We start from the raw sequence: 12,730 nt of genomic DNA, 5'->3' as shown, positions 1-12,730 counted from the left end.
CTGCGGGGTTGTTTTCGGGGCATTGGCGCAGTTGGTAGCGCGCTTCCATGGCATGGAAGAGGTCAGGGGTTCGAATCCCCTATGCTCCACCAGGCACGATGTTCCGATGCGGTGAATGCTGCGGCGGAGGATCGTTGCGAAGACCTGACAAGGTCGTCCGCGGGGCATTGGCGCAGTTGGTAGCGCGCTTCCATGGCATGGAAGAGGTCAGGGGTTCGAATCCCCTATGCTCCACCATCATGTCGGGCAACTGGTCGGCAGATTCGTCGCAGTGAGCGGGCGGTGAGTACTCCTCGAAGGTGGGATCAGGTCCCTCGGTGGCATCTTCGCCGGGACAAGAGCTTTCCGCTTGCGTTCCTCGGTGGACGTCTCGATCGGCCTGGCCCGCCATCCTTGGGTCCGGGGCGATCGTCAAGTCCGAGATTTGAACCGAGGGATACTTGGCTGCACGAGACACGGTTACCGACCCAGGGCATCACCGAGGAGACATTTTTCCACCGCTTGCTTGAGTGACTCAACCCAGTGGCAGGGCCCACAACCTCGACGCCACCGGGCTCACCGTCACCGCGTCTCCGACCATCATGGGCTCGGCGTCAACCCCGATCCGGGCGGTGACCATGCCGTACTCGGTTTCCACCCCAACCAGGTAGAACTCACCGTCGAAGATGTGGCGGACGACCTGGCCATGGCACCCGTGGACGCGTATCTGCTCGTCAGCCCGACAAATGCGGATGCTGCCGGGGTATCCCACCAACACCACCTGTTGCTCAGTACCGGTGAGGTCGTCGAAATGGGGGTGGGCGGCCACTCGGACGACGTCGTCGAAGATCCTGACCTCGGCCATCGGTGGTTGACCAGTGATCCTTGCGCGGCAGGAAATCATGGTCGTCGCGCCCATGTGACGAGCAATGTCCAGTCTTGCCGGGGTCTCGTAGATGTCCTCGGGGCAGTCGTCCTGGACGACCTGACCGTCAGCCAGATACACGATCCTGTCTGCGATCGACAGGGCCTTCCCGACGTCATGAGTCACGTAGATCGTTGCGCAGCCCATCCGCCGATGGACCCTCACCAACTCCTGACGCAGACTCGCCCGTGCCGTGGCGTCAACGTGAGCCAGCGGCTCGTCGAACAGCAACACCCGAGGCCGACGCACCAGAATTCGCGCCAACGCCACCCGTTGACGCTCACCCATCGACATCTGGTGGGGCAGCCGTCCAGCCAAATGCCCAATGTTGACCGTCAGCAGAGCTGCCTCGACCTGATCGGAGACCGTCACGTCACCGCGCGACGCGTTGACGGCGTAAGCGATGTTGTCGCGCACTGTCAGGTGGGAGAACAGGCCGTCGTCGTCGAGCATGATGGCGCAGTTGCGCCGATGCGGAGGCAGCCCAGACACGTCGCGTCCGTCGATGAGTACCTTCCCCTTGCAGCGCTGCAACCCACAAATGGCTCGCAACAAGGTCGTCTTGCCAGCGCCGGACGGCCCCAGCACGGCCACCAACTCACCGGAACCCACCGTCAGCGACAAGTCCCCGAGCACGGGCGCACCGCGACGGTCCACCGACAGGTGGGATATCTCAAGAGCGTGACTCATTCACGACCTCCACGACGGCGAGCATCCAACGTCCACCGGGTGACTACGAGCAGAATCATCAACACGAGAGCACAGGCCGTTGAGATGACGAAGGCCACCGAGTACTGCGCATGGTCGAGCAGCACGAAAAGCCTCGGCACAATCACCGGGCTGTCAGGACTTGTCACCCACATCAGCGGCGCCACCATGACCGATGACGACGCCACGACGACGGTCAGCGTCAGGGCTGCGTCATGGCGAACTTGAGGAAAGATGACAGTCGCAAAAGCCTGGGAGCGGGAATCGGCGAACATCAACGCCGATTCCCACACTTGCCGGGCTGTCCTCATCGGGTAGACCTGCATGGCGAAGTACACCAGCGGCGCGGCTGTTGAGACGTAGGAACCGACGATGAGGATCGTCCCGGATGCCGGGGCCGACCCTCCCGCCAGAAAGAATACGGGGGACCACGCGTGCGGCCCGTATGCCTGCGAATACGCCACGCCGAGGGTCGCTCCCGGCACCGCCAGCAACGCGACGTAACAGGCGAAGATGACGACGCGCGCGCTGCGTAGTACCGACGTCACCCACGTCGACAGGGATACCAGCAACAACGCCACGACTGCGGCGAGCAAGCCCAGACCGATGGTGTTGACGAGGACGTTCGACGGGATGGTGATCTCGTCGTGACGATGGAACAGCGCGTCACCAGCTCGTCCCACCAGGACGGCCAGCACCGTGAGTCCCACGCCGCCCACCACGATCCCGGGGGCCGCTCGCGGCCACACTGTCACCCCGACCGGCACCGACGCCGAGGGTCGTCGTCCCAAGGATCCATCCTTGCTCCGCCCACTCAGGGACTGCCGGGATCGTCCCGCTGTGGCCCCGGCCAGGACACCGCACACCAGAGCAGGGATCATGAGCATCAGCGCAGTTTGGGCAGCCTGGGCGTCGGCGCCGAAAGCTGTCACCTGCAGCCATAGACGTTCGGCGGTGTTGGGGGTCTTTCCTCCGACGAGGTGGGGGACGACCGGGTCGGCTAACACGAGGACGAAAACGAGCAGAAACACCACGGGGGAGACGGCGCGCAGTGGCACGATGATGAGTCCGACGAGCCGGGATCCGTTTAGGCCGCTCACCCGTGCGGTGTCGACGGAGGACGACCCAACACGGTGCAGAGCCACCCGTGACGCGCCATAGGACAGTGGCAGATAGGCGATCGTCCAGGTCAGGACCATCGGCCAAAAGCCGGAGAAGTTCCCTGCGGTTGTGACCTGCCAGAGACCGGCCCGTCCGATTCCTGACCTGACGGCCGTGCCGATGACGAAGGGCGGGAAGAGGATCGGGACGAAGACGGCAGTGTCCAGGATGGCGGCATGACGCCGAGGAATCGTCCGCGCCCCCAGGGCCGCAAATCCTCCCATGAGGGTCGCGCACGCTGAACTCGTCGCGGCTGCCAATGCTGACCATGCGAGGTCTCTCAAGGCACCCGGCGACCTGTCGTGGGCCCGTCCCGCCTGCCCGAACAGCACGGCGAGGGGGTAGAGCCACATCGCCACGAAAGCGAGTGCGAGTATCACGATGGCAGTCGTCAGACCGACTCGCTGCCACCTCGCCACCCTCGTCATGGCTGCCCCTGAATCTCGTGGTCGAACCAGGTCAGCCAGGCGTGGCGGGCATGGGCGGCCAGATTGGCGTCGGGACGCAGCACCTTGATTCGAGTGCTGTCGAGAACCTCCTCGAGGTTACCTGGCAAGGCCCGGGTGATCGGACGCTGGTGAATATTCTCATCGTGGGCCGCGACCTCCTGACCGGCCGGCTCGGACAGCCAGTCGAGGAAGATCCTCGCCTGGTCGGGGTGGCGAGCCCGTCGGATGCGGGCGGCACCGCCGACCTCGAAGGAGGTTCCCTCGCTGGGATAGGCGATCGTCATGGGCCGCCCTGAGGCAACTTTCTGACGGCAGTAGGGAGCAAAGGAAATTGCCACGGCAGCCTCGCCACGAGCCGTGACGTCGGCAGGTGAGGTGCCGGAGTGGGTGAGCCGGGAGGTGTGGGAGTAAATGGTCCGCAAACGCGTGCTAGCGTCGGCCCCAAACACCCCGACCTGGGTCCACAGTGCGGTGTAGGCCGTACCTGACGTCAGCGGTGAGGACGCCGATACCCAGCCGCTCAGGGCGGGGGACTCCAGGTCGTGCCAGGACTGCGGGGCAGCCACTCCGAGCTGCTCCAGTACGTCAGGGTTCGAACACACCGCCAGGATGGATCCGTACACCCCGAACCAGTGACCACTGTTGTCGCGGAATGCGCGTGGGATCTGAGAGAAACCGGTGGGGAAGTAGGGATCGAGAAGGCCTGCTTCCATGGCTGCCACGTAGTTCTCCGAGGGGCCACCGACCCAGACGTCGAACTCTGGCGCCGATGTCGATCCGGAAATCCTTGCCAGGGCCTCGGACGTGGGAAGGCGCAAGAAGTGCGCAGGTATGCCACTGGTCGCCGTAAATTGGTCGACCCACCCTTGGCAGATGTGTTCCTCGTTGGAGCAGACGATGGAGAGTTCTTCGTCGGCGGAACAGGACGTCAGTGTGGTTGCGCCGATGAGCGACAGCAGGATGGCGACAATGGTGACCACCCGACGGTGGGCGCTCGGATTCATGGGGAGCAGTCTACGGAGCATGGAAGTGCAGGGCGCAGCCGCATGGCCACGCCCCGCATTCGTGTTACCGGCGAGTACGTCAGTCGCCAATGATCTTGGCGTGGTGGTTGGCGATGATCTCCTTCTCGTCGCGACCGATGATCGCGAAGAGAATCATGGTCAGGACGGCGAAGATGACGAACACGATGAACGTGGCGTTCCATCCGGCGAATTTGACGATGAGACCAACACCGGTGGAGGCCAGGGTGGCGCCCAGCAGGTAACCGAAGAGGCCGGTGAAGCCAGCGGCGGTACCAGCGATGTTGTGGGGAGCCAGGTCTATGGCCTGCAGGCCGATGAGCATGACGGGGCCGTAGATGAGGCCGCCGATGCAGGCGATGAGGATGACCAGGACGGGCAGTGGGGTGCCGACCGGGACGAGCCAGTAGGCGGCAATGGCGACGGCGGTGAGCGCGGTGAACAAGATGCCGGCGCCGGAGCGGTAGCCCTTGAACAGCCTGTCAGACAGGTAGCCACACAGGATGGTGCCAAGGATGCCGGCGAGCTCGAAGGCAGCGAATCCAACCAGACCACCGTCGATCTTGACGTGGTGCTTCTCGTGGAGGAAGACGGTGATCCAGTTCAGCACGCCGTAACGCAGGGCGTAGACGAACACGTTGGCCACGGCCAGCAGGACGATGGTGCGGTTCTTGAGGACGTACTTGAACAGCAGCTCGCGACCGGAGATGCCGGAGTCGTCCTTGACCTCCACCTTGGCGCGGTCGTTGCGGTACTGCTCAATCGGAGGCAGACCGACTGACTCCGGGGTGTCGCGTACCAGGATGAAGCCAAGGGCGGCGACAATGAGGGCCACGACGGCCGGGACCCAGAAAGCCGAGCGCCAGTCCTGAGCGGTCCAGGCCAGGCCCAGACCTACGAGGGCGGGCAGTGCGGCACCACCGACATTATGGGCGGTGTTCCACAGCGAGGTCTTCCAACCGCGTTCGTTGGTGGAGAACCAGTGCACCAGGACGCGACCGCAAGGCGGCCAGCCCATGCCCTGGAACCATCCGTTGATGAACATGAAGATGGCGAAGATGCCTACCGATGCGGTGACCCACGGCACGAATGCCACAAGGAGGTTCACGATGGCCGACAGCGCCAGTCCCAGCGGAAGGAAGAAGCGCGCGTTGGCCCGGTCGGACAGCATCGCGGAGAAGAACTTCGACAGGCCGTAGGCGAACAGCACTGCGTTGGCGACGATGCCGATGCCGACGGTGTCGATGCCGGTGTCCTTGATGAGGAGAGTGGCTACCGGCGAGATGTTGTTGCGAACAAGGTAGAAGCCCGCGTATCCGAGAAAGATACCCATGAACACCTGAAATCGCAGGCGCGGGTAGCGCTTCGCGATCTCGTCTTCAGACAGGCGCGGAGCCGACGGCGGCGCGCTGAGCCAGGAGGGCAAGGAGAACTGGGCCATGACTGGCACCCCTTCGTGCGTGAGGTTGGAAATGCCCAAGCGGGCAAGGCGGAATCAGCCTGCCAGTCGGTCAGTAACAACGCCCCGACTCAACGGTCACACTTGGTCACAGCTTTGTGACCAAGGGGTCGTGCGGGGGCAGAAGAAGATCAATTCTCATCGTCAATGAGGGATGGAGAACAGGTGTAACCGCGGCCTCTCACCGCGATGATGGAGTCCGGGTCGGCGCCGGCCGCGGCAAGTTTGCGACGCAACCGATAGACCGAGGTCTTGACCATGTTGCGTCCGCCTTCGCTGGCGGTGGTTCCCCAAACCTCGTTGAGGAGTTCTCGAACGGTCCTGACACGTCCGGGGGAGTCGGTGAGGACTTTGAGCAGGGTGGCTTCGGTTTCGGAGAGGTCGAGGAGCGTGCCGCGTCGGAAGACTCGTCCGGTCCCGGTCTCGAAGCGCAGGGATCCGCGGATGACGTCAACCGGAGCACTGGGTGCTCCGCCGAGACGGCGGATGAGGGCCTGGGCACGCAGGCTGAGTTCCTTGGGTGAGAAGGGCTTGGTGAGATAGTCGTCAGCTCCTGCTTCCAGGCCATTGACCCGATTCTCCACGTCGCCAAGGGCGGTGAGCAGCAGGATGGCGGTGGAGGGACAGCGGCTTCGGATGCGCCTGCACAGGGTGATGCCGGATACGTCGGGCAGCATGACGTCGAGGACGACGAGGTCGATCTGCTGGTGGCGCAGGATGTTCCAGGCGGACATCGCATTGTGTGACTCGAGGGTGTCAAATCCGACGGTTTCCAGTGCGTAGGAGACGATGGCCACCATTTGTGGTTCGTCGTCGACGACGAGTGCTCTCACCGGTTCTCCTCGTTTCATGCGACTGATGGTGTGCGCGGGAACTCAACAGCGATGGCTGTGCCGTGGTCGTTGATGGTGTTGACGACGATCCGGCCGTGGTGGAGGCGGACGATGTCGTCAACGATGCCCAGGCCAAGACCGTATCCCTCGGCGGTGGTGGGTGGGGCAGCAGCGTCGTCTCTGGGGGAACTACTCGTAAAGGAGTCGTGGGTGGAGAGGTCAGTGGCGTGGGTGACGAGCGGGGTAAACATGTCGGCGCGATCGGTAGGGGCCATGCCGCGCCCCTCGTCCACGATTTCCATGACGACACCGCTGGCGGTGGGAAAGGTCCGCACCCGAATGGCTTCGGTGCCGCCGTGGCGCCGGGCGTTGGTGATGAGGTTCCACAGCACGTGACGGACAAGGTGGTGGTCGGCCTCGACGATGAGAGGTGCGCCGTCGTCGGTGAGGAGGATCGAGGCATCGTCGATCTCGCGGAGTTCCTGGCAGGTGGTGCGCACCAGGGCGCGGAGATCGAAGGGCTCGATGCTGAGGGGGTAGTTCGGGTCGCCCAGTTTGGTCTGGAGCAGGATCGCCTCGGTCATGGTGAGAACGCGCTGGGTGTTGCCGGTGATGGTCTGGAGGAAGTGACGCTGCTCGTCGTTGAGTGGTCCGGGCCGCTCTGACAGCAGGATTTCGGCGGCTCCTTGGATGAGGGACAGCGGGGTGCGGATCTCGTGGGAGACGACTTGGGATGACGTCGGGGCGCGATCAATGCGGTGGCCTGGACTGTTGACGGCTGCCCAGAAGGCCAAGCCGGCAATGAGAAGTGCTGCGAGGCAAAGGGGAAGCCAACCATCCCAGGCGAGGACAAGCAAGTGGGGCACTGGAAAACTCCTCGAGTTGGGAATGGGAAAAGCCTAGTAGGCGGCGTCCTGTGTATGTCCTCTTGGGTAAAACGCCTGACGGTCGAAATCGTGCGAACGAATGGCACCCCCCCACCACATACCTAACTCGAGTCAGGTATGTGGCCAACCTTCTTGACAGAGTGTTCTTTGCAACCTAACCTAACACGAGTTAGGTACTCAAAGAGGAGGTACTCATGCCAGATGTCACGCGTAGGGTGGTACTTGGCACGGCGCTGGCAGCTGCGGTGGGCGGTGGACTTTCTTGGCGGCGTCTGACGGGGCTCGATATCCCGGGGCGAGGTGACGACGCTCTCACTGTTGCGATCAATGGAACTGCCCAGGATGCGGCCGCAAATGAGGGACTTGTTCAGGCATTCCATGCGGCACACCCGGATATCCGGGTACGAATCACTCCTGTTCAAGGAACTGACTGGAGCGACTTCTTCGCCAAGATCCTGACACTCGTCGCTGCAGGAACTGCTCCAGATGTCGTCATGGTCGCTACCGAAGGGACGCAGCTCTTTGCGGATCGGCTTGCTGAACCGCTGGACGATTACGTGCGTCGTGACAAGGAGGAGATGAAGAGCTTCTTCAACGATGTTCACCCCGCCTTGATCGAGGCATTCATGTATCAAGGTAGTTTGTTTGAGCTTCCGCTGAGCTTCAATGCTGCAAATATGTACATGTCACATGACGCGATGGCCAAGGCTGGCTTGGGGTATCCGGATGTGGACTGGACATGGGATGATTTTCATGACTGCCTCAAGAAATTGAGGAAGAAAATTAAAGGGGAATTCCGTCCTTTTTTCTGGACAAACCGCCTGTGGGGAGGAATTGTGCCATGGCTGTGTACCAATGACACGAATTTCTTGACGCCCAGGCAGTTTTCCGGAGGCGAGTGGCTGTGGGATGAGTTTTATCCTGAGAAAGAGCGTCGCGGTGGTGGTTATCGCTGGGGTGACGCAAATGCACTCGATCCCCGGGTGATTGAGAGCTTCGATTTCATGCGCGAACTTGTGTCAGAGGGGCTTGCCTCCAGTCCTGTTCAAGGTGGCGGGAACGAACTCGTCAACAGGTTCGGTGATGGGCTCATTGGCATGACGCCTGCTGGAGGCTTCTGGGTTTACGGTCTTGACCAGGCAGGCATGAGGCGAAATGACTATGATGTAGCATACTTCCCGAAGAAAAGGACCCAGAAACATTCATTCGGTTCTGCTGGATATGCAATTATGCGCGGATCTAAGCGTAAGGATGAAGCGTGGGAATGGTTGAAGTTCTGCACGTCACCTGACGGTATGAGGATTGCACAGACGCATCCCGATTCAAGCAGTGCTCGACGATCTCATAACAAGGAATTGTATGAAAAATTAGGTCCGAACCACTGGAATATTTTCTACGAAACCCTTGATAGATTCCCCAACTCTGAACCCATACCTGCTCCACCTCGAGGGGCTGCTGTTGAAACTGCACTGACCAAGAATGTTGTCGGTGCCGTCGGCGGTTCTTACTCACGGATGATTACGGCTCTCCATGCGATGCAGCGTGATCTTGAGCTCGCCTTGGGGGAAAAGAAATGATGTTTAATTCGCACAAGAAAAACCAGACGTTGAAAAAAGAACGTCGCTTGGCGATGTTATTTCTTGCACCTACCCTGATAGGTCTAGGGATATTCATGCTGGTGCCGATGGTTGGATCTATCGTCCTGGCTTTCTTTGAGTGGGATATCATTTCGCCCCCAGAATTCGTCGGCATTCGAAACTTCGTGGAGCTGGCAGAAAATCCTACGATACGAGTGTCGTTTGCCAATACATTTGGATTTGTTGTTGCGGCAGTCCTCCTTCAACTTGCGGTGGCGCTGGTGTTGTCAGTTCTGGTTCAGACGAGGATGCCAACGTGGGTGCGATCCTTCTTTCGCTCAGCTTTCTTTTTTCCGCTAATTCTTTCGGCGTCGTCAGTCTCGCTTATTATGTCGTATCTGTTCAATGAGGACTTTGACGTTGTCAATCGGATGCTATTTATTCTTGGCATGAGTCCAGTTCATTGGCTCTCCACGGGAACTGGCGCGATCGTTGTTACCATCCTCATCTATGTCTGGCAGAACTTTGGGTTCACGTTTCTTCTCTTCATCGGGGGCCTCTCATCCATCCCTGCTGATGTATACGAAGCAGCGTCCATTGATGGGGTCTCGGAGTGGAGCCGGTTCTGGCGGATCACTCTTCCGCTCTTGAGCCCTACGGTGCTAGTCGCCAGCGTTATGGCGATCATTTCTGCGCTGCAGATCTTCGATCAGCCGTACGTTCTTACGAAGGGTGGCCCTGCCGACTCGACAAGGACTGCCGTCATGGTGATTTATCAGACAGCGTTCCAAGAGCTCCATTTTGGCTTGGCGTCCGCCGTTGGTCTGGTATTGATGGCCATCATCATGCTAGCAACCTGGTTGCAATTCAAACTTTCCAAGCGCTTTGTCTTTTACATGTGAGGTCGATGATGTCTGAAAACATTGAGAGTACCGCGAGAGTTCGGAAATCAAGACAATTGACACCTGGATTGGTCGGGAAAATGTTTATCCTGATGGTCGCATTATTTTTGACGCTGGGACCGGTGGTGTGGACCGTATTCACTGCGTTCACTCCGACTGATGAATTGGGTCGAAGGGAGCTAAGCATTGCCTCATTCCGGGATGTTGCCAGCAAGGTTGATATTGTCAGGCTGTTTTGGAACTCAACGTTGGTGACGGCATTGGCTGCTATTGGTCAGATGGTTACCTCGGCGTTGGCGGGTTATGCGTTTGCCAAGTTGCGCTTCAAGGGAAATAATGTCCTCTTTGCGCTCATCCTTGCGACCATGATGATTCCGATGCAGGTGACGATAGTTCCAGTGTTCATGGTTATGAGAGGAATGCATCTATCTGATACTCTTCTGGCTCTGATCCTTCCGGCTCTTCCGACTGCGTTTGGTACCTTTCTCATGAGGCAGTACTTTCTTGGCATTCCTGACTCATTGGATGAAGCTGCCCGGGTTGATGGGGCCTCACCGTGGAAGACGTTCAGCAGGATCTATCTGCCACTGGCGATGCCTGGAATGGCCATCGTGGGTATCCTTGCTTTTAACGGCATATGGAATGAGTTTTTCCGACCCCTCATTATGACGATCAGTAACGAGAACTTCACCTTGCCACTCGGCTTGGTGAGTCTTCAGGGGCGACTTGGAACAGGGTCGATGTCCACAGTGCTGGCCGGCGTCGTGCTGTCGATGATTCCAGCTCTAATCGTGTTCGTTGTCGGTCAGCGACCCTTGCGTGAAGGTCTAACTGCAGGAGCTGTGAAGTGAGTGGAAATATGAGCTTAGCGTTCCCGAGGAATCACGTGAGGCCGAATAAGGGCTGGATGAATGATCCGAATGGTGTTTCATATGTCGATGGGGAATGGCATGTTTTTTTTCAGTACAACCCATACTCCGCTAGACATGACCGGGTTTGCTGGGGTCATTGGAGTACCCGGGACTTAGTGTCCTGGCACGAGCATGATCTTGCGCTAGTCCCTCGGGCAGGATGTCTTGACGCCGGAGGATGTTGGAGCGGTTCATTCGTTATGGACGGGGAGATGCCAACGCTTCTGTACACCGCTGTTCCTGAGCATGCTAATGAAGCAGTCGCCGTGACGGCAACTGGGTCCCCAGACATGGAGGTCTGGGTTCCCAGGAACCGATATAGCGCCCCCGCAACGGGTGACGATGTGGAAGAAACACGTGACCCTTTCCCCTTCATCCTTGGTGGCCATCGATATGTCATTCAGGGCTCGGGGAGACCTGGGCCGGACGGGTACGGGAAAGTACTGGTTTACGAAGCCGATGATCTCGAACACTGGAAGATGCTCGGGACGTTCCTTGATGCTCGTGACTCGGTTGCGTCTCGTGTGGCTCCAGCGAATATTTGGGAGTGCCCGAATCTGCTCCACATCGGCGGTGAGTGGGTATTGCTTGTTTCGTTGTGGGTGTGGGAGGGGGGCAAGGGAAACCTCTCTGGTGTGCGCTGGATGGTGGGGGACCTGGCGCAGACAGATGATGGGCCACGGTTCCTCCCGGCGGACGGCGGCATTCTGGACACGGGTCCTGCCTTTTATGCTCCGCAGGCACACCAAGCACACGGTCGCACTTTACTCTGGGGTTGGTCATGGGAATTGCTGGACGACAATGCCGTTGACGCCCAAGGATGGGCCGGTACGTTGACGACACCTCGTGAGCTCACGCTTGTGAGCGGAAGGCTGTGTCAGACACCGATCAAGGAGTACGTGAGAGAGCATTGTCGTGAGCTCGATACATCCTGGAACGCGGCAGCATGCCCATCGTTTGTCGTCAATGCAAAGGAGTCGGCGGTAGTGAGTTGCTCGTCGGTCTGCGGTGATGTCCGCACTATGCGGGTGCCTGCCGGCGGTTCCTTGCTCGTTGATGGTTCATTGGTCGAGCTATTCCATGGCGGACGTAGCTGCACCACTCGAATCTATCCAGAAGAGGGATCCGAGTGGAGCGTCACCAGTGATGATGCTCAGGCCCTGTCCCGTGTGTAAGTGGTCACTGTCAGCGTCTGTGCTGTGTCCTCAGTACTGGAATCGTGAGATACCGGGTGTACCTCCATGACCACCGTGACGAACCGATGTAAGGAGAAGGTCATGTCGAGGGCCCTTGTTACCGGTGAATCATAAATTGATGTTGTCAACGATGCTGGTCAGATCAGCGAACATCCTGGAGGGTCGCCAATGAATGTCGCGGTTGGTTGGCGCGTCTTGGACGCGGTGTCGACCTAGCCGCGTGGATAGGGCGCTTCCTCGTATCGGGATTTCCGGTGACTCCCTGGCCGTTCTACTGGTTCATTGGCTTGCGGTATTGCTCCAGGCCGCGAGGCTGTGGCGAAACGGTGGGCAGAGCACGGTACTCCGCCACGATCACCTCTGGCCGAACGTTCGCCTGAGCTTGCTGGACAGTTCGCATAGTGCCCGCCATGATCTGGACCATATTGTGTTGATGGCTGACGTGGTCAAGGCTTCGGATGAAGACATGACGTGGCTAGGAGAGGGAGTCGATCCCGTCGAGATGCTTGCTGGGTTGCCGGATGAGAACAGGGCCACAAATCGGCATCCTGACGATGGGGAACACTGTGTGGTGGCCATGACAGCCGCTGGCGTCGAAATCCGTGTTCCCGGGAGCGAGCCGGCGCCAATCCACCATGCTGGAACGAACCAGGTTGATCTGCCCTCACGGATGTGATGCCGCATTGTGGATCTCGATCTGACGAGACACACCATTCTTGCA

The 12,730-nt window shown here is 59.6% G+C and carries 11 protein-coding genes and 2 tRNA genes; 7 read left to right on the top strand and 6 right to left on the bottom strand.

What is annotated here, in order from left to right; genetic code table 11:
- Positions 1–16 precede the first annotated feature (16 nt).
- Together ACSJJT_RS02685 and ACSJJT_RS02680 are read left to right on the top strand one after the other, a co-directional pair.
- Positions 17–92: transfer RNA gene (locus tag ACSJJT_RS02685), tRNA-Ala, on the top strand.
- Between the two features lie 69 nt (positions 93–161).
- A tRNA-Ala gene (locus ACSJJT_RS02680) sits at positions 162–237 on the top strand.
- A gap of 277 nt (positions 238–514) precedes the next feature.
- On the opposite strand, the gene ACSJJT_RS02675 is transcribed toward ACSJJT_RS02680, so the two are convergent.
- The 6 genes from ACSJJT_RS02675 to ACSJJT_RS02650 form a co-directional block, all read right to left on the bottom strand.
- Entirely contained in the window at positions 515–1,594 is a 1,080-nt protein-coding gene (locus ACSJJT_RS02675) for an ABC transporter ATP-binding protein (RefSeq protein WP_435916804.1), read from the bottom strand.
- Positions 1,591–3,201, bottom strand: a complete 1,611-nt coding sequence (locus ACSJJT_RS02670; RefSeq protein WP_435916803.1) for an ABC transporter permease family protein — start codon at positions 3,199–3,201, stop codon at positions 1,591–1,593. The genes ACSJJT_RS02675 and ACSJJT_RS02670 overlap by 4 nt, the downstream gene beginning before the upstream one ends.
- Positions 3,198–4,226, bottom strand: a complete 1,029-nt coding sequence (locus ACSJJT_RS02665) for an extracellular solute-binding protein (protein ID WP_435916802.1) — start codon at positions 4,224–4,226, stop codon at positions 3,198–3,200. The genes ACSJJT_RS02670 and ACSJJT_RS02665 overlap by 4 nt, the downstream gene beginning before the upstream one ends.
- A 79-nt stretch (positions 4,227–4,305) precedes the next feature.
- Entirely contained in the window at positions 4,306–5,685 is a 1,380-nt protein-coding gene (locus ACSJJT_RS02660; RefSeq protein ID WP_435916801.1) for an MFS transporter, read from the bottom strand.
- 149 nt (positions 5,686–5,834) lie between these two features.
- The gene (locus ACSJJT_RS02655; protein ID WP_435916800.1) at positions 5,835–6,554 is read right to left on the bottom strand and encodes a response regulator transcription factor; all 720 of its coding nucleotides are present in this window, start codon (positions 6,552–6,554) and stop codon (positions 5,835–5,837) included.
- Complete coding sequence (locus ACSJJT_RS02650; RefSeq protein ID WP_435916799.1) at positions 6,551–7,402, bottom strand: sensor histidine kinase; 852 nt, start codon at positions 7,400–7,402, stop codon at positions 6,551–6,553. Before ACSJJT_RS02650 ends, ACSJJT_RS02655 begins: the two co-directional genes overlap by 4 nt.
- Before the next feature lie 215 nt (positions 7,403–7,617).
- Between ACSJJT_RS02650 and ACSJJT_RS02645 the strand changes: the two genes are divergently transcribed.
- The 5 genes from ACSJJT_RS02645 (at position 7,618) to ACSJJT_RS02625 (ending at position 12,685) form a co-directional block, all read left to right on the top strand.
- A complete protein-coding gene (locus ACSJJT_RS02645) occupies positions 7,618–9,000 on the top strand; it encodes an ABC transporter substrate-binding protein (RefSeq protein WP_435916798.1) in 1,383 nt (460 codons plus the stop codon).
- A complete protein-coding gene (locus tag ACSJJT_RS02640) occupies positions 8,997–9,902 on the top strand; it encodes a carbohydrate ABC transporter permease (protein ID WP_435916797.1) in 906 nt (301 codons plus the stop codon). The genes ACSJJT_RS02645 and ACSJJT_RS02640 overlap by 4 nt, the downstream gene beginning before the upstream one ends.
- A gap of 5 nt (positions 9,903–9,907) precedes the next feature.
- Positions 9,908–10,753, top strand: coding sequence for a carbohydrate ABC transporter permease (locus ACSJJT_RS02635; RefSeq protein WP_435916796.1), 846 nt, complete (start codon positions 9,908–9,910; stop codon positions 10,751–10,753).
- 8 nt (positions 10,754–10,761) lie between these two features.
- Positions 10,762–11,988, top strand: a complete 1,227-nt coding sequence (locus ACSJJT_RS02630; protein WP_435917044.1) for a glycoside hydrolase family 32 protein — start codon at positions 10,762–10,764, stop codon at positions 11,986–11,988.
- 454 nt (positions 11,989–12,442) lie between these two features.
- On the top strand, positions 12,443–12,685 hold the full coding sequence (locus ACSJJT_RS02625; RefSeq protein WP_435916795.1) for a hypothetical protein: 243 nt from the start codon (positions 12,443–12,445) through the stop codon (positions 12,683–12,685).
- The last annotated feature ends 45 nt before the right edge of the window (positions 12,686–12,730 follow it).

The sequence above is a fragment of the Cutibacterium nasicola genome (assembly GCF_051303185.1).
Lineage (GTDB): Bacteria > Actinomycetota > Actinomycetes > Propionibacteriales > Propionibacteriaceae > Cutibacterium.
The sequence above is the reverse complement of the archived record's forward strand: the minus strand, read 5'-3'. Positions and strand labels throughout refer to the sequence as shown.